Here is a 15,197-nt window from a genome sequence, read left to right on the forward strand (position 1 = left end):
CATCGAACCGTGACCGCAGCGGTATTTTTCCGCCGCTGCGGTCACGCGTGAAAGGCTCTTTCCTTTACATGCGCTCCACCCTCCGTTCCCGGACCGTCATCGCCGGACTCGCCCTGCTCTCCCTCGCCGGCCCGACCGCCGTCGCCACCGCCGAACCCGTCCCCTCCGACGCCGGGACCGTGGACGCGGCCTCGACCGGTGCCTACGTCGACCACATCGACCGGATCACCGATCGCAAGGTCACCGCGCACGTCTACTCGCCGTCCATGGGGCGCACGATCCCGCTCGAGGTCCTGCTTCCGGCCGACACGACCACGCCGAAGCCCGTCCTGTACCTGCTCAACGGGGCCGGCGGCGGCGAGGACAATGCCACCTGGACGCAGAAGACCGACGTCGAGTCCTTCTTCGCGGACAAGGGCGTCTACGTGATCACGCCGATCGGCGGCGCCTTCTCGTACTACACCGACTGGCAGAAGGACGATCCGGTCCTCGGCCGGAACAAGTGGGCCACCTTCCTCACCCGGGAACTGCCGCCGGTCGTCGACGCCACGTTCGCGACCACCGGCGCCAACGCGATCGCCGGCCTGTCGTCGTCGGCGACCTCGGTTCTCGACCTGGCCATCGCCCGTCCCGGCCTGTACCGCGCCGTCGGTTCCTACAGCGGTTGCGCGTCCACCAGCGACGAACTGGGCCGGGCCTACGTGACGACCGTCGTCGAATCGCGAGGCGACGGCAACGTGGAGAACATGTGGGGTCCGGCAGACGACCCGGACTGGGTCGCCCACGACGCCATCGTCAATGCGGAGAAGCTGCGCGGCACCGACCTGTACGTATCGAGCGGGACCGGACTGCCCGGCCAGTACGAGCGCCTCGATCAGGCCCAGGTGAACGGCGACGTGGAGGCGCTCGCCAATCAGATCCTCGTCGGCGGGGCCATCGAGGCCGCGACGGACGAGTGCACGCACCGGTTCGTGAACCGGCTCGGTGAACTCGACATCCCGGTGCAGGCCGTGTTCCGCCCGGTCGGCACCCACTCGTGGGGCTACTGGCAGGACGACCTGCACCAGTCGTGGCCGATGATCGAGGCCGCCCTGAACCGGTAGACGGGCCGCCGCTTCTACCAGTACTGCTTCCGCGTCCCGTCGGTGTCGGCGACGAACACGACGGCGTCGGCACCGGCGACCGCGGCCGGCGTCAACGGAATGTGGCCGGGCACGATCGGCTCGCCCGCACCGACGGACGACGGCAGCGCAGCCCGCAGCTCCGGCACCGGGAACAGGGCTTTCCGGCCGGTCGCCGCGGCGAGCGCGTGCTGGAGGGTGCCCGATTCCGGGCGGGGTGCGGCGTCGGTCGCCACGAACACGTAGCGCTCACCGAGTTCGAGCCCGGCCAGCGCACCGGCACTGCACCAGCTCGCATTCTCCGGCCCGACCTGCATCCCGGACTCCGCCCGCTGCAGGTGCGCGTTGTGCGCGAACAGCAGGATCGGTCCGCGCCGCTGTTCCTGCGCGACGAGCGCGAGCAGGTTCGCGGCCATCATCTCGGCGCGGATCCCGAGCAGATTCCCGATCCGGTCGGGTCCGGCCGTCGCCATGGCCGCGTGATAGCGCAGCAGGCCCGACGCGGTGCGGGCGTGCGCGACGGCGTCCTCGTATCCGTCCGGGTCGGCGGGCCGCAGGAGAGGTCCCGCGCGGTGCAGCGCACCGGCGAGATCGTCGGCGACGAGGCGAAGCTCCCGCGCCCGATCCGAATTGCCGATCGAGACGGCAGGATCGAACATCGCCGCCTCGTTCGTCCAGTCCGCGTCGTCGCCGAGCAGCGCGTCGAGATCCCGGATCGACGCCGGTCGCAGCGGCGCGGGCAGGTATTCGACGACCGTGGACAGTGCGCGGCGCGGGCTCGGTGCCGCGGAGAACTCCAGCGGCGCGTCGAAGCCGTGGAAGCGAACCCGATCCTCCGGGGCGACGCCGGAGTTGTGCGCGCGGAGCCAGTCGACGAGTTCGCGGTTGCCCGGCACGGCACCGAAACCGTGACTGAACCCGGTCGCGAGCACCGTCTCGAGCTCCGCGGGCGCCCCGCACACGTAGTCGTCGACGATCGACGCGGCGAAGATGTCGGTTTCGAGCGCGATCGACCGGAATCCCCGGTCGACCAGGTGACTCAGAAAATCGTTGCGCAGCAACGGAAACGCCTCGATACCGTGGGTCGGCTCACCGAGTGCGAGCACGGCCGGTGGCTCGGGCCGCGCGGCGAGCAGTTCGTCGAGTACCCGGCCGAGGCTCTCGCGGTCGTCGAGTGGGCGGGCGATTTCCTGCAGCGATGTGGTGGTCGGCATGAACACTCCTCTGGCGGAAGTACCTACCCCGTCGACAGTATCGTTGAAGGATCGGGTGAGACTTTCACGAAGATCACCTGTGGTTTCCGGTTCGAAGTCTCAAACGGAGGTGCGCCCTGCGACCCGTCGACCTGGCCCGCGAGCACGGACTGTCGGCGCAGGCGATCCGCAACTACGAGGACGCGGGCATCCTGCCGCCGGCCGAGCGCAGCGCCACCGGATACCGCCGATACACACAGGTGCACGCGCATGCCCTGCGTGCCTTTCTCGCGTTGCGCGCCGGGCACGGCCACGGGCAGGCGGCGGAGATCATGCGCCGCGTCAACCGCGGTGACGCCGAGTCCGCCTGTCGTCTCATCGACACCGCCCACGTCGACCTGCTGACCGAGCGGGAAACCCGTGCCGAGGTAGCGTCGGCGCTCGGTGCCCTGTCCACCGCGACCCCGGCTCCGAGCGGTGGGCCGCTGTCCGTCGGCGAACTCGCGTACCGGCTCGGCGTGCACCGGGCCACGCTGCGCGCGTGGGAAGCCGAAGGCATCCTGCGTCCCGGCCGCGACCGTGCCACCGGCTACCGCAACTACGGGCCGGACTGTGTGCGGGACGCCGAGATCGCGCGGCAGTTGCGGCGCGGCGGATATCCGCTGATCCGGATCGCGCGGTTCGTCGATTCGGTGCGTGAGGCGGGCGGGACCGAGGAACTGCGGGTCTTCCTCGAGTCCTGGCAGGACCGGCTCGGCGCGCGCAGCCGCAGTCTTCTCGCCGGCGCGGCGCGGCTCGACGCCTATCTCACCCTGATGGAGAAGGCGGGTCCGGCCGCTTCCCGGCGGTGAGGTCCCGTCGTCAGGACACGGTCACCGGGACCGGTTCGGCGACGTTCTTGGCGAGACGCGCCGCGATCGCGGCGCACACCAGCAGCTGAATCTGATGGAAGAGCATCAGCGGCAGCACGATCAGCCCGATCGGCTGACCGGGGAACAGGACCGTCGCCATCGGCAGGCCGGTCGCGAGGGACTTCGTCGACCCGCAGAACAGGATCGCGGTGCGGTCCTCGTAGGTGAAACCGAGACGGCGCGACCCGAACCACGTGAGCGCAAGGACGAGTGCGAGCAGGACGATGCACACGGCCGCCAGAGCCAGCAGGCGCGCGATCGACAGGCTCGACCAGATGCCCTCGTTCATGCCGCGGCTGAACGCGACGTACACCACGAGCAGGATCGCGCCGCGGTCGACGAGTTTGAGGGCCTTGCCGTGCTCCTTCACCCACGTGCCGATCCAGCGGCGCAGCACCTGGCCGGCCGCGAACGGCACGAGCAGCATGAGCACGATGTCCAGCACCGCGGAGGCGCTGAACGTCACGCCCTGCGTCGCCATGGTCAGCGCGACCAGAACCGGGGTGACGAAGATGCCGAGCAGGCTCGACGCGGACGCGCTGACGATCGCCCCGGGAATGTTGCCGCGCGCGACCGAGACCAGCGCGATCGACGACTGCACCGTCGAGGGCAGCAGGCACAGGTACAGCACCCCGATGTACAGCGGGTCCGTCAGCAGCCACGGCACCAGTGCCTTCGCGGCCAGCCCGAGCAGCGGGAAGAACACGAACGTGGTGGCGAGGATCGTGGTGTGCAGCCGCCAGTGCTTGAGGCCGTCGACCGCCTCGCGGGTGGACAGGCGCGCGCCGTACAGGAAGAACAGCAGGCCGATCGCGATCTTGGACGCCCACGTGAACCCGGTGAGTACGACTCCGCCGGCGGGCAGCAGCGCGGCGACGGCGACCGTCGCGAGGATGCCGACCAGGAACGGGTCGAGTCGGTTCAGCACGGGAATCTTCGAGAGCATGGTTAGACGGTAGGGGAACAACCGCTGATTTACAGAACCGATCACCACGATTACTGTCATCACAAATCGTGATCGGAGGCGATCGTGTTCGACCCGGTGCAGCTGCGGAGTTTCCTCGCCGTCGAGCGCGACCGCAGTTTCAGTGCCGCCGCGCGGCGGCTGGGTCTGCGCCAATCCACCGTCAGCCAGCACGTCGCCAAGCTCGAGCAGGCCGTGGGCCGGCGGCTGTTCCTGCGGGACACCCATACCGTCGAGCCGACCGCCGACGGTAGTGCGATGGTCGGTTTCGCCCGCGACATCCTCGACCGGCACGACGCCGCACGCCGCTACTTCCAGGACTCCCCGGTCAGCGGCCGGCTGCGGTTCGGGGCGTCCGAGGACCTGGTACTGCACGAACTCCCGGCGATCCTCGGCGAGTTCCGGCGCAGCCACCCGCGGGTGGATCTCGAACTCACCGTCGCGCTGAGCGAGGAACTGCACCGGCGCCTCGACGACGGCGAACTCGACCTGATGTTCGGCAAACGCCGGCCGGGGGAGCAGCACGGGGAACTGATCTTCCGCGACCGTCTCGCGTTCCTGGCCGCCCCCGGCTTCACGCTCGAGCCGGACGGACCGGTGCCGCTGGTGACCTATCCGCCTCCGTCGCTGACCCGGGAGATCGCGCTCGATGTGCTGCAACGCGCCGGATTCGGCGCGCGTATCACGTGCGTCGCGGACAGTCTCAACGGCCTGCGCGCGGCGGCGCTGGCCGGGCTCGGCGTCGTGCTGCACGCGCGCAGTCTCCCGCCCGCCGGTCTCGAACCGGTGCGGGCGGGAACGCGACGGCTCCCCGACGCCGGCGATCTCGAGTTCGTGCTGCTGGCGCGGCGCTCGGTTCTCGGGGAACCGGCGCGGGCGTTGCGCTCGGCGATCCTGGACAACGCCCACCGACTGGGCCGGGACACCGGACTCCGGTGACGGCCGTACCCGTCACTCCGGCAGCAGCATCCACAGGGCCAGGTAGACCAGTGCGGCACCGCCGCCGGTGACGAAGGCGGCGACGACGACACCCGCACGGACGAGATTGACGTCGACGTTGAAGTATTCGGCGAGGCCGCCGCACACGCCACCGAGCATGCGCTGCGTGCGGGAACGGACGAAGGGGCGGGGCGTGGAGTTGCTTTCGAATGTCATGCCTACAGCGTGCCGCCGGGAGGCACTCGGGCACATCCGGTGACCCCCCGATTCCGACCCTGATCTTTCGCCTCGGGGTCGCTCCTACTTGCGGGCGGCGAGCGTCTTCCTGAAGATCACCATCGGCAGCAGCAGGCGGGCGATCACCGACACCGCCCACACGATCACGGTTGCGAGGACCCACGTCGTGATACCGCTGATCTTCAGGCCGTCGCTGACGAGTGCGGTGACGATCAGCGCGACCAGCGTCGAAACGAGGGCGCTGCTGCCGAGCAGCACGGGTGCCTTCGTCACCGAAACCTGGCGGATGAGCGGGTCGATGACGACCGCGACGACCGTGAAGATCACCACGGCGATGAGGAACGCAACTGGGGTGAGAGACATGTCGGGGAGCACCCACGCCCCGACGATCAGGGCGATCGCGTTGGCGATCAGGGCGACGACCGCAGTCGCGAGGAGTCGCATCATGCGGTCAGAGTAGACCCGCCGAGCCCGAATCGTCTGGAATCGCGGTGAGGCGAACCCTGGGCGGTGTCGGGCCGGCCCGGCAGGATGGGGAAGCGTTCGCTGCAGAAAGGACACTCAGATGACCGACACCGTTGTCGCCGGCCGCCGCGCCGCGCTCGCCCTGCGCTACGGCACCGCCGAGGCCGAACGCGCCGAGCTGGCCGGAGAGCTCGTGTGGAACGAGGTGCTCGCCACGCAGCTCGCGCACCGGTCGGTGCGGAAGTTCCTGCCGGACAGCGTGTCCGAAGAACAGTTGCGCGCGATCGTCGCGGCGGCGTCGTCCGCGGCGAGCTCGAGCAACCTGCAGTTGTGGAGTGTCGTGGCGGTGACCGACCGGGATCGGCTCGGCCGGATCGCGGCTCTCGCCGGGAACCAGGACGCGGTCCGCAACGCGCCTCTGCTGCTGGTGTGGGTCGCGGACCTCGCGCGCGCCGGCCGCATCGCCGAGCAGAACGATCGCGACCTCGTCAATGCAGGCTTCGTGGAATCGGCGCTGCTCGGAGTGGTCGACGCGACGCTCGCGGCACAGAACGCCGCACTCGCCGCGGAATCGTTGGGCCTCGGCACCGTGTACATCGGGGCGATCCGGAACCACCCCACCGAGCTCGCTGAGGAGCTGAACCTGCCGGCCCACAGTTTCGCGGTGGTCGGGCTCGTCGTCGGGCATCCGGATCCCACCGCAGCCGCCGAGGTCAAGCCGCGGCTGGGCGTCGATGTCGTGCTGCACCGCGAACAGTACGACCTGGAGGCGCAGGAAGCCGGCACCGCCGAGTACGAGGCTCGCATCTCCGCGTTCTACCGCGAGCAGGGCCTGGCGGACAGCTGGATCGAGCGGGTGGTGGGCCGGTTCGCGACACCGGGGGCACTCGGGGTCCGGGAAGGGCTGAAGGAAGCGCTCGAACGCCGGGGGTTCGATCTGAACTGACCGACCGTACGAACGCGAATGCGGGTGAGCGCTGCTCGCCCGCATTCGTCGTTTCCACCCGCCTTCGCATGTCGCGAATCGGTATTTCTCCGGATTCGATCAAAATGTCTTCCCTGTCCGACTTTGCCTGATAGTTTCTCGCCCGTGACCGAATGGTTACCTGATCCACCGTTCGATATGAGGGGGTGAGAGGCGTGGAGATTCTCGAGATCATCATCCAACTTCTGCTGTCGAACTCCTGACGGCCCACAGCGGCGACCGCGGCGCAACCGCCGTGGTCGCCGCATACATTTCGACGAAAAGGCATGTGGTGCATCGTATCCCGAGTCTGCTGGGCGCCCTGGTGATGCTCGCGGCGGCGGTCGGGTCCCTCGGGCCGCCGGCCACGGCGCAACCGGCAACCGGCGCACGCCTCGTCCGGGTCGAGACCGTCGATACCCGGCAGCAGATTCTGATCGTCCACTCCGCCGCGATGGACCGGGAGATTCCCGTACGGGTGATTCTTCCGTCCGACAGGTCGCGCCCGCGCCCCACCCTGTACCTGCTCAACGGGTACACCGGGGGGGAAGAACCCGGCAACTGGCACGATCGCACCGACGTCGTCGCGTTCTTCGCGGACAAGAACGTCAACGTCGTCACCCCGATCGGTGGTCGGGCCAGTTACTACACCGATTGGCGCAGTGACGATCCCGTGCTCGGACGCCACAAGTGGTCGACGTTCCTCACTCGTGAGCTTCCGCCGATCGTCGATGCCACTCTCGGCACATCCGGTCGCAACGCGATCGCCGGCGTGTCGGCCTCGGCGACCTCGGTCCTCAATCTCGCCGTGGAAAGCCCCGGACTGTATCGCGCGGTCGGTGCATACAGCGGGTGCCCCTCCACGAGCGACCCGGTGAGCAGACGCTTCGTCGAAATGGTCGTCGAGGGACGGGGGCGGGGTGACGTGACGAACATGTGGGGTCCCGTCGGGGATCCGGCGTGGGCCGCGCACGATCCCTACCTCAACGCCGAGCGACTGCGCGGCCTCGAACTCTACATCTCCAGTGGCACGGGGCTTCCCGGGTACGACGACACGCTGGACGGCCGTGAGGTCGCGGGCGATCCGCTCGTGCTCGTCCGGCAGGCCGGTACCGGCGGGGTCATCGAGGCCGCGACCGGTGAATGCACGCGGCGGTTCGTCGCGAGACTCGACGAACTCGGCATTCCCGCCCACGTCGAGCTCCGCCCCACCGGGACCCATTCGTGGACCTACTGGCAGGACGACCTGCACCGGTCGTGGCCGGTCTTCGACCGCGCCCTGCGCTGACCACCGCCGTAGGTTCCGGCCGGTGGCCCATCACGGTCAGTTGCACACCACGACGAGGCCGAGACCCCGCCAGACCTGGGTCTCGATCCGGTCGAACTCGTGGTCGTCGCGGTCGTAGACGGTGTCGGTCTCGGTGCGGTAGCCGCGGTCGCGCTGCTCGGTGACCGTGCACGAATCCGAGGAGATGCCGGAGCGGTTGAGCACCGTGTACGGCACGCCTTCGGCGTCGAGGGTTGCGCGGGCTGCGGATTCGCTCATCCCGACCACGTACGGAGCCGACGCGGCGGACGCGGCGGGGCCCCCGAGGAGCAGGGCGGCTGCGGTGGCTGCGGTGACGGCGGCGGCGGAAACGATGGTGCGCATGGTGATCCTTTCGGAGATGCGAACAGGCGTGCAGAACAGGAAAGTGTTGGTGCGAACGGGATGTGGGCTGTGATCCCGAACCGTTCCCATCGTGGCTCGACAGCCGCACCGGGCACATCGGGTGAGCCACCCATCTGCACCCTGAATTCGCGGGTCGGGGTTTCTCGGGGAACGGGCGCGGTACCGTCGAAGCCATGGCCGAACCGAAACGGGTAGCTCTGGCACTCGGCAGTGGGGGTGCGCGCGGATACGCGCACATCGGAGCGATCCAGGCTGTGACCGGCCGCGGCCTCGAGATCGTCGGTATCGCGGGATCGTCGATGGGTGCGCTGGTCGGCGGGCTGTACGCGGCGGGCAAGCTCGACGAGTACACCGACTGGGCGCTGACCCTCACCCAGCTCGACGTGGTGCGGCTGCTGGACGTGTCGGTGACGTCAGCGGGCGCCATCCGCGCCGAGAAGGTGCTCGCCCGGGTCCGCGAGATCCTCGGCGACGTGCAGATCGAGGACCTGCCGCTCCCGTTCACCGCGGTCGCGACCGATCTGGCTGCGGGACGGCCGGTGTGGTTCCAGCGAGGTCCGCTCGACGTCGCCATCCGCGCCTCGATCGCGATTCCCGGCGTCATCACTCCGGCGGTCCTCAACGGCCGGGTGCTCATCGACGGGGGCACGCTCGCGCCGTTGCCGGTCGCGCCGACCGTGGCGCTGGCGTCGGACCTGACGATCGGGATCAGTCTCAGCGGTGAGGAACGCGGCCTCGCGTCCCCGGTGAACGTCAGCGCCGAACCGCGCCCGGTCGAGGAATGGATCGGCCGCTTCCGCCGCAGTGCCGGATTCCTGCTCGAACGCGACATCGTGCGATCGGTCGTGGGCCGGTTCGGTTCGGCCCGGGCCCATACGGATTCGGGCCCTGCCGACTCCGGTAACGGCGCGTACTCCGAAATCACTGCCGACTCCGATGCCGCTGCCGACGAGGAGGTGTTCGAGCCGCCCGTCGACCCGGCGCTCGAAGCCGCCGCGGTGGCGTCCGGGGGTGTCGCCGCGCCGAAACTCGGCCGCGTCGCGGTGATGAGCCGGTCGATCGACATCATGCAGTCGGTGCTGGCCCGGCATCAGCTCGCCGCGTACCCACCGGATGTGCTGGTCGAAATACCGCGCAGCGCATGCCGCAGCCTCGATTTCCACAAGGCCGCCGAGATGATCGAACTCGGCCGGACACTGACCGAAGCGGCTCTCGACAACGCCGGGTTCCTCGAGGCGCGGGCCGGTGGCGAGCACGGTCCTCCGCAACCGGGCGATCACGGACCCGCAGAGGGATCGCCGGAATAGCCGGGGATCGTGCCCCCGACTCGGCGCAATGCCGGTGTGTTCGCGGTCGAGGGGAGGACACTCGGGTGATGAGGCGTGGTGATGGCCGGTGAACGCGAAGGATCGAACCTGGGACCTCGGTTACGCGGCCGCGTGGCGGCTGGTGCGCGCACTGCCGGATCGCTGGGCGCTGCGCCTGTTCTATCTCGCGGCCGATCGCGCCGCTCGCAACGGTGGACCGGATCAGTTGCGGCGCAACCTGTCCCGTGTTCTCGCCATTCCGGCGGAGGAGATCCCCGACGAGCTGGTGCGCGCGAGCCTGCGTTCGTACGCGCGCTACTGGTGCGAGGCCTTCCGGCTTCCGTCGATGGATCCGGTCCGGCTCGCCGACGACATCGAAACCTCCGCCACCGGACTCGAACACATCCACGAATCGGTCGAGCGCGGCAAGGGTGCGGTGCTGGCCCTCCCGCACAGCGGAAACTGGGATCTGGCGGGCGTCTGGGTGACGCAGCGGGTGGGCTCGCCGGTCGTCGTCGCCGAGCGACTGCGGCCGGATTCGCTGTTCCGGCGCTTCGTACGGTTCCGTGAGGGATTGGGATTCGAGATCATTCCGCTCACCGGCACCGAGACGCCACCGCTCGAGCAGTTGGCGGCACGGCTGCGCGAGGGCCGGATGGTCGGGCTGCTCGCCGAACGCGACATGACCGGCACGGGTGTGCCGGTCACCTTCTTCGGCGAACCGGCCCGCATGCCGGCCGGTCCCGCCCGGCTCGCGATCGACACCGGTGCGCCGCTGCTGCCGGTGAACTGCTGGTTCACGCCGAACGGTTGGGGTTTCCAGGTGGGCCCGCCCATCGAGGCCGTCGACGGTGTGCAGGGCACGACGCAGGCGCTGGCCGACCGGTTCGCCGCCGCGATCGCCGCGCATCCTGCCGACTGGCACATGCTGCAACGGGTGTGGACCGCCGACTTCGACGGCCACCGATGATCTACTCTGAGCCGGTGGAGACCGTACCGATCCAGCTGCCGGGGGGTACCACCGCGCCGGTCCGCCTGTTTCCGGGCCCGGACCACGAGCACGAGACGCGACGGGACGCCGCGAGGATCGTGGTGGTCGTCGTCCCCGGGCTCGGAATCCCGGCCGGCTACTACGAACCGTTCGCCGACGCGCTTACCGGACACGGCTTCGATGTCGCGATCTGCGAGCTCCGCGGGCAGGGCGACAGCCGGCCGCGCCCGGACGCCGACAGCGTCTACGGCTACCACGAGCTGGTGTCCGTGGACTTCCCCGCGATGTTCGAGGTCGTCCGCGAACGATTCCCCGATTCGACCCCGTACCTGCTGGGACATTCGATGGGCGGCCAACTCGGGGTGCTCTACGCGTCGCGGGTCCGCGGCCGCCTCGGCGGACTGATCCTCGTCGCCTCCGGAACCCCCTACTACCGGCACTTCCCGGGCTCCCGCGGACCCGGCCTGCTGCTCGGGTCCGCGGCCATGTCGATCACCGCGAGCGTCGCGGGATTCTGGCCCGGCGACCGGCTCGACATCGGGGGGTTCGGACGCCAGTCCCGCGTGCTCATCTCGGACTGGGCGCGCCTGGCCCGCAGCGGACGATTCGAGCCTTACGGCGCCGACATCGACTACGAGGAGCGCCTCGCGCGGCTGAAGCTGCCGGTGCTGTCGATCACCATCGAGAACGACGACATGACCCCGGTCGCCGCGGCCCGGCATCTGCTCGAGAAGCTCCCCGCGGCCGAGGTCACCACCTGGCACCTCGACCGTCCGCTCGGGCACAACGGCTGGATCCGGGACAACGCGGAGATCGTCGAGCGGGTCGCGGCCTGGTTGCACGACCGCTGACCCGCCCCCGTTGTCAGCGGAGCTTGTCCTCCAGGAACGTGAACGTCAGCGCCGACTTGAACGCGGCCTGCGCGTTGTCCGCCGCGCCGCCGTGCCCGCCCTCGATGTTCTCGTAGTACCGCACCTGATGTCCCTGCTCCTCGAGGCGGGCGACCATCTTCCGGGCGTGGCCGGGATGCACCCGGTCGTCGCGGGTCGAGGTGGTGATCAGGATCGGCGGGTACGTCGCCTCGGGATCGACGTTCTGATAGGGGGAGTACTCCTTCAGGAACGCCCACTCGTCCGGGTTGTCGGGGTCGCCGTACTCGGCCGTCCACGACGCGCCCGCGAGCAGCAGGTGGTACCGCTTCATGTCCAGCAGGGGCACCTGGCACACGATCGCCCCGAACAGCGACGGGTAGCGGGTGAGCATCACGCCCATCAGCAGACCACCGTTGCTGCCGCCCTGGATACCGAGCTTCTCCGCGGTGGTGATGCCCCGCGCGACGAGGTCCTTCCCGACCGCCGCGAAGTCCTCGAACACCTTGTGCCGGTTCTCCTTCAGCGCCTGCGTGTGCCAGGTGGGGCCGTACTCGCCGCCACCGCGGATGTTCGCGATCACATAGGTGTAGCCGCGTTCGAGCCATGCCCGGCCGATACCGCCTCCGTAGGCGGGCACCAGCGAGTTCTCGAATCCACCGTAGCCGTACAGCAGGGTCGGCGACGGGGTGTCGGTGTTGCTGCCCACCACGAAGTACGGCACCTGGGTTCCGTCGTCGGACGTCGCGAAATACTGTGTGACGGAAATGTTCTCGGCGTCGAAGAACGAGGGCGCCTGCTTGATCGCCGTCAGCGGACCGCCGACCGTCCCGGACAGCAGAGTCGCCGGGACGGTGAAACCGCTGGAGTTGAGGAAGAAGTCGTCGCTCTCGAGGGGATCGACGTCGATGATCGAGGTGGACGTCGCCGGCGGAACGCCCTCGAGCGGGCGGTCCTCCCACCCGTGCGGCCCCGGCGTGAGCACCCGCACCTCGGTCTGCACGTCGCGCAGCGTCACGAGCAGCAGGTGGTTGCGGGTCCACGCGTACTGCTCGAGCGAGGTGTGCTCGTCCGGGGTGAACAGCACCGTGAACTCGCGTGATCCCGCCAGGAACGCCGGATAGTTCGTGGCCAGCAGTGCGCCGGCCGGGTATCCCAGCCACGGCGACCGGGTGCGCACCAGCAGATGGTCGCGGTAGACCCCGGCACCGGCGTCGTCCGGCACCTCGAGCTTCACCAGTTCGCCGTCGTCGGTCAGCTCGAACCGGTGCGCGTTGTAGAAGTCCAGGGCCCGTTCGACGAAGGTCCGCTCGTATCCGGGCGTGCGGTCGTACGACGCGCCCACCGCCACGTCGGTCTTCTCGCCCTCGAACACGATCTCCGCCTCGGAGACCGGGGTGCCACGCCGCCACCGCTTCGCGATCCTCGGATATCCCGAATCGGTGAGTGACCCGTCACCGAAATCGGTACCGACGTATACGGAGTCCGCGTCGATCCACCCGATGTCCGTCTTCGCCTCGGGCAGTTCGAAACTGTCCGCACCCGACACGAACTGCCGTGTGACCAGATCGAATTCGCGGATCACGGTGGCGTCCGCGCCGCCGCGCGACAATCCGATCAACGCGCGCGTGTGGTCGGGACGCAGCACCTGCGCGCTCGACCACACCCAGTTCTCGCCCTCCTGCTCGGCGAGCGCGTCCAGATCGACGAGCACGTCCCACTCCGGGTCGTCGCGCAGGTACTGGTCCATCGTGGTGCGGCGCCACAGCCCCCGGACGTGCTCCGCGTCCCGCCAATAGTTGTAGAGATACTCCGCGCGTCGCCGGGCGTAGGGAATCCGCGCATCGGTGTCGAGCACCTCCCGGATCCGGGACTGCAACGTCTCGAACTCGTCGGTGCGGGTGTACTCGTCGACGGTGAGTGCGTTCCGGGTGCGCACCCAGTCCAGCTGCTGCTCGCCGGTGACGTCCTCGAGCCAGAGGTACGGGTCGGTCGGGTCGGAGGCCGTGGCTTGGGAGTTCGTCGAAGAGGTCATGTGGCTATTTCTACCCGGACCGGCACACTTGCGGGCATGCAGCTGCATCCAACCGACGCGCGCCGCGACTGGCTCGGCGATCGTCTGCCCAGCGATCTGTTCCTCGTGTACTGCTTCGACGCGCCGTCCGTGCCGCCAGAACGGGTGCTCGCCGACCTCGCCGCGCGGGCCGCGAGGATCGGGGACCTGCGCACCCGGGCCGTCGACGTTCCGGGCCTGCTCGACTACCCGTACTGGACGAACCGCGAGATCGGAGACGACCAGTTCAGGACCCATCCCGGCGGTGACTGGGCTGCGGTGACGGCCCTGCTCGGCACGCTCGTCGAGGGCCGGGTCGACATCCGGGTCTCGCCGTGGCGGCTGCACCTGATCCCCGACGTCACGGGCGCACCCGGGGGAGACGGGGCCGCGCTGCTCGCGGTGCTGCAGATCTCGCACGCGTTCGCCGACGGAGTGCGCGCGTCGGCGTTGGCGCGTGCCCTGTTCGGGAAGGACGCGCCGCCGCACACCGAGGCGCCCCGCGCCCCGGCGCCGCCGGCCATGCTCGTGCGCGCGGCGGCGAAACTGCCGGGACAGATCGTCGGGGTGGTCGCCGACGGGGTGAGGGCGAGCCGGGCCGAGCAGGAACTGGCCGGACCGGGCGTGCCGTCCCCGGCGCCGGGCTGCCCGCTCGTCGCGGTGAACACCGCGCCCGGTCCCCGCCGCACGGTGCGGACCCTCGTGTGCGACGCCGCCGGCCTGCGGCGCGCCGGCACCGTCACGGTCGCGGCGCTGGCCGCGATCGGTCCGGCCCTGGCCGCGTTCCTGGACGTGGACGCCCTCGGAGCGGAGGTTCCGGTGGCGGTGCCGACGAGGGGCAGCGAACGGAACGCGTACCGCAGTGTCGGGGTCGCACTTCGCCCGGACCTCCGCGACAGCGGCGAACGGGCCGCGGCGATCGCCGCCGAACTGGAGTTGCGGCGCCGCCGCGCCGCGCACCCGGCGATGGCGGTGCGGTCCCGGACCGAGGATCACGTGCCCGCGCCGCTGCTGCGTTTCGGGATCGACCGCACCGACCTGTCCGTCGTTCCGCCGACCGTCACCGGGAACACCGTGGTGTCGAGCGTGAACCGCGGCGCCGCCGACCTCGTGCTCGGCGGCGGCGCGGTGCGGTTCACCACCGGATACCCGAGCCTGTCACCGGTGATGGCACTGACCCACGGCGTGCACGGCATCGGCGACGCCGTCGCGGTCTCGGTCACGACGAGCCCCGACGTGCTCGACGACGCCGCACTCGACCGGTACGTGGATCTGCTCCGGAGATCGCTCGCCGGGCTGTAGGCCGGGTGCGGCACTGTAGGCCGGGTGCAAGCACCAGGGGGCCCGTCAGCGGAAGTAGTCGCCGAATCCGAAGATCGCGTCGAAGGCGCTCGTGGGGGCAGCACGTCCACGTAGTTGACGCGGTAGTCCGGATACGAGGTGCGCATCAGGGCGTGCACGAACTGCGTCGCGTGGATCGCGTCCACGGCGTCGATCGTGACGGTGAGGTG

Annotated in this window: 15 protein-coding genes; 9 read left to right on the forward strand and 6 right to left on the reverse strand. The window is 69.7% G+C overall.

Going from position 1 to position 15,197, the window contains the following annotated elements; genetic code table 11:
• The first annotated feature begins 68 nt into the window (after positions 1 to 68).
• A complete protein-coding gene (locus tag M1M07_RS01180; protein ID WP_248673033.1) occupies positions 69 to 1,103 on the forward strand; it encodes an alpha/beta hydrolase family protein in 1,035 nt (344 codons plus the stop codon).
• Positions 1,104 to 1,117: 14 nt separating this feature from the next.
• Here M1M07_RS01180 and M1M07_RS01185 read toward each other — a convergent pair whose 3' ends face one another.
• Entirely contained in the window at positions 1,118 to 2,335 is a 1,218-nt protein-coding gene (locus tag M1M07_RS01185; protein WP_197256004.1) for an erythromycin esterase family protein, read from the reverse strand.
• A 116-nt stretch (positions 2,336 to 2,451) separates the two neighbouring features.
• On the opposite strand from M1M07_RS01185, the gene M1M07_RS01190 reads away from it, so the two are divergent.
• Complete coding sequence (locus tag M1M07_RS01190) at positions 2,452 to 3,165, forward strand: MerR family transcriptional regulator (protein ID WP_197256028.1); 714 nt, start codon at positions 2,452 to 2,454, stop codon at positions 3,163 to 3,165.
• 10 nt (positions 3,166 to 3,175) lie between these two features.
• Here M1M07_RS01190 and M1M07_RS01195 read toward each other — a convergent pair whose 3' ends face one another.
• Positions 3,176 to 4,171, reverse strand: a complete 996-nt coding sequence (locus tag M1M07_RS01195; RefSeq protein WP_248673034.1) for a bile acid:sodium symporter family protein — start codon at positions 4,169 to 4,171, stop codon at positions 3,176 to 3,178.
• An 84-nt stretch (positions 4,172 to 4,255) separates the two neighbouring features.
• Here M1M07_RS01195 and M1M07_RS01200 point away from each other — a divergent pair, with 84 nt between their 5' ends.
• Entirely contained in the window at positions 4,256 to 5,128 is an 873-nt protein-coding gene (locus M1M07_RS01200; protein ID WP_248673035.1) for a LysR family transcriptional regulator, read from the forward strand.
• Between the two features lie 12 nt (positions 5,129 to 5,140).
• On the opposite strand, the gene M1M07_RS01205 is transcribed toward M1M07_RS01200, so the two are convergent.
• Positions 5,141 to 5,344: a PspC domain-containing protein gene (locus M1M07_RS01205; protein WP_197255997.1), complete on the reverse strand. Its 204-nt coding sequence runs from the start codon at positions 5,342 to 5,344 to the stop codon at positions 5,141 to 5,143.
• An 84-nt stretch (positions 5,345 to 5,428) separates the two neighbouring features.
• On the reverse strand, positions 5,429 to 5,812 hold the full coding sequence (locus M1M07_RS01210; protein WP_197255995.1) for a phage holin family protein: 384 nt from the start codon (positions 5,810 to 5,812) through the stop codon (positions 5,429 to 5,431).
• A gap of 118 nt (positions 5,813 to 5,930) precedes the next feature.
• Between M1M07_RS01210 and M1M07_RS01215 the strand changes: the two genes are divergently transcribed.
• Both M1M07_RS01215 and M1M07_RS01220 read left to right on the forward strand, forming a co-directional pair.
• A complete protein-coding gene (locus tag M1M07_RS01215) occupies positions 5,931 to 6,776 on the forward strand; it encodes a nitroreductase family protein (RefSeq protein WP_248673036.1) in 846 nt (281 codons plus the stop codon).
• Positions 6,777 to 7,122: 346 nt separating this feature from the next.
• Positions 7,123 to 8,082 (forward strand): alpha/beta hydrolase family protein, encoded by a 960-nt coding sequence (locus M1M07_RS01220; protein WP_248673174.1) that lies wholly within the window; start codon positions 7,123 to 7,125, stop codon positions 8,080 to 8,082.
• Positions 8,083 to 8,118: 36 nt separating this feature from the next.
• On the opposite strand, the gene M1M07_RS01225 is transcribed toward M1M07_RS01220, so the two are convergent.
• The gene (locus M1M07_RS01225; RefSeq protein WP_197255991.1) at positions 8,119 to 8,445 is read right to left on the reverse strand and encodes a hypothetical protein; all 327 of its coding nucleotides are present in this window, start codon (positions 8,443 to 8,445) and stop codon (positions 8,119 to 8,121) included.
• Positions 8,446 to 8,639: 194 nt separating this feature from the next.
• On the opposite strand from M1M07_RS01225, the gene M1M07_RS01230 reads away from it, so the two are divergent.
• The 3 genes from M1M07_RS01230 (at position 8,640) to M1M07_RS01240 (ending at position 11,615) form a co-directional block, all read left to right on the forward strand.
• Positions 8,640 to 9,773 (forward strand): patatin-like phospholipase family protein, encoded by a 1,134-nt coding sequence (locus M1M07_RS01230; protein WP_248673037.1) that lies wholly within the window; start codon positions 8,640 to 8,642, stop codon positions 9,771 to 9,773.
• 88 nt (positions 9,774 to 9,861) lie between these two features.
• Positions 9,862 to 10,743: a phosphatidylinositol mannoside acyltransferase gene (locus tag M1M07_RS01235; RefSeq protein ID WP_248673038.1), complete on the forward strand. Its 882-nt coding sequence runs from the start codon at positions 9,862 to 9,864 to the stop codon at positions 10,741 to 10,743.
• A gap of 14 nt (positions 10,744 to 10,757) precedes the next feature.
• Entirely contained in the window at positions 10,758 to 11,615 is an 858-nt protein-coding gene (locus M1M07_RS01240) for an alpha/beta fold hydrolase (protein WP_248673039.1), read from the forward strand.
• Between the two features lie 13 nt (positions 11,616 to 11,628).
• On the opposite strand, the gene M1M07_RS01245 is transcribed toward M1M07_RS01240, so the two are convergent.
• Positions 11,629 to 13,668, reverse strand: a complete 2,040-nt coding sequence (locus tag M1M07_RS01245; RefSeq protein ID WP_248673040.1) for a prolyl oligopeptidase family protein — start codon at positions 13,666 to 13,668, stop codon at positions 11,629 to 11,631.
• Positions 13,669 to 13,704: 36 nt separating this feature from the next.
• Here M1M07_RS01245 and M1M07_RS01250 point away from each other — a divergent pair, with 36 nt between their 5' ends.
• On the forward strand, positions 13,705 to 14,988 hold the full coding sequence (locus tag M1M07_RS01250) for a wax ester/triacylglycerol synthase family O-acyltransferase (protein WP_248673041.1): 1,284 nt from the start codon (positions 13,705 to 13,707) through the stop codon (positions 14,986 to 14,988).
• The last annotated feature ends 209 nt before the right edge of the window (positions 14,989 to 15,197 follow it).

This window comes from Rhodococcus sp. HM1 (assembly GCF_023218075.1).
Classification (GTDB): Bacteria; Actinomycetota; Actinomycetes; order Mycobacteriales; family Mycobacteriaceae; genus Rhodococcus.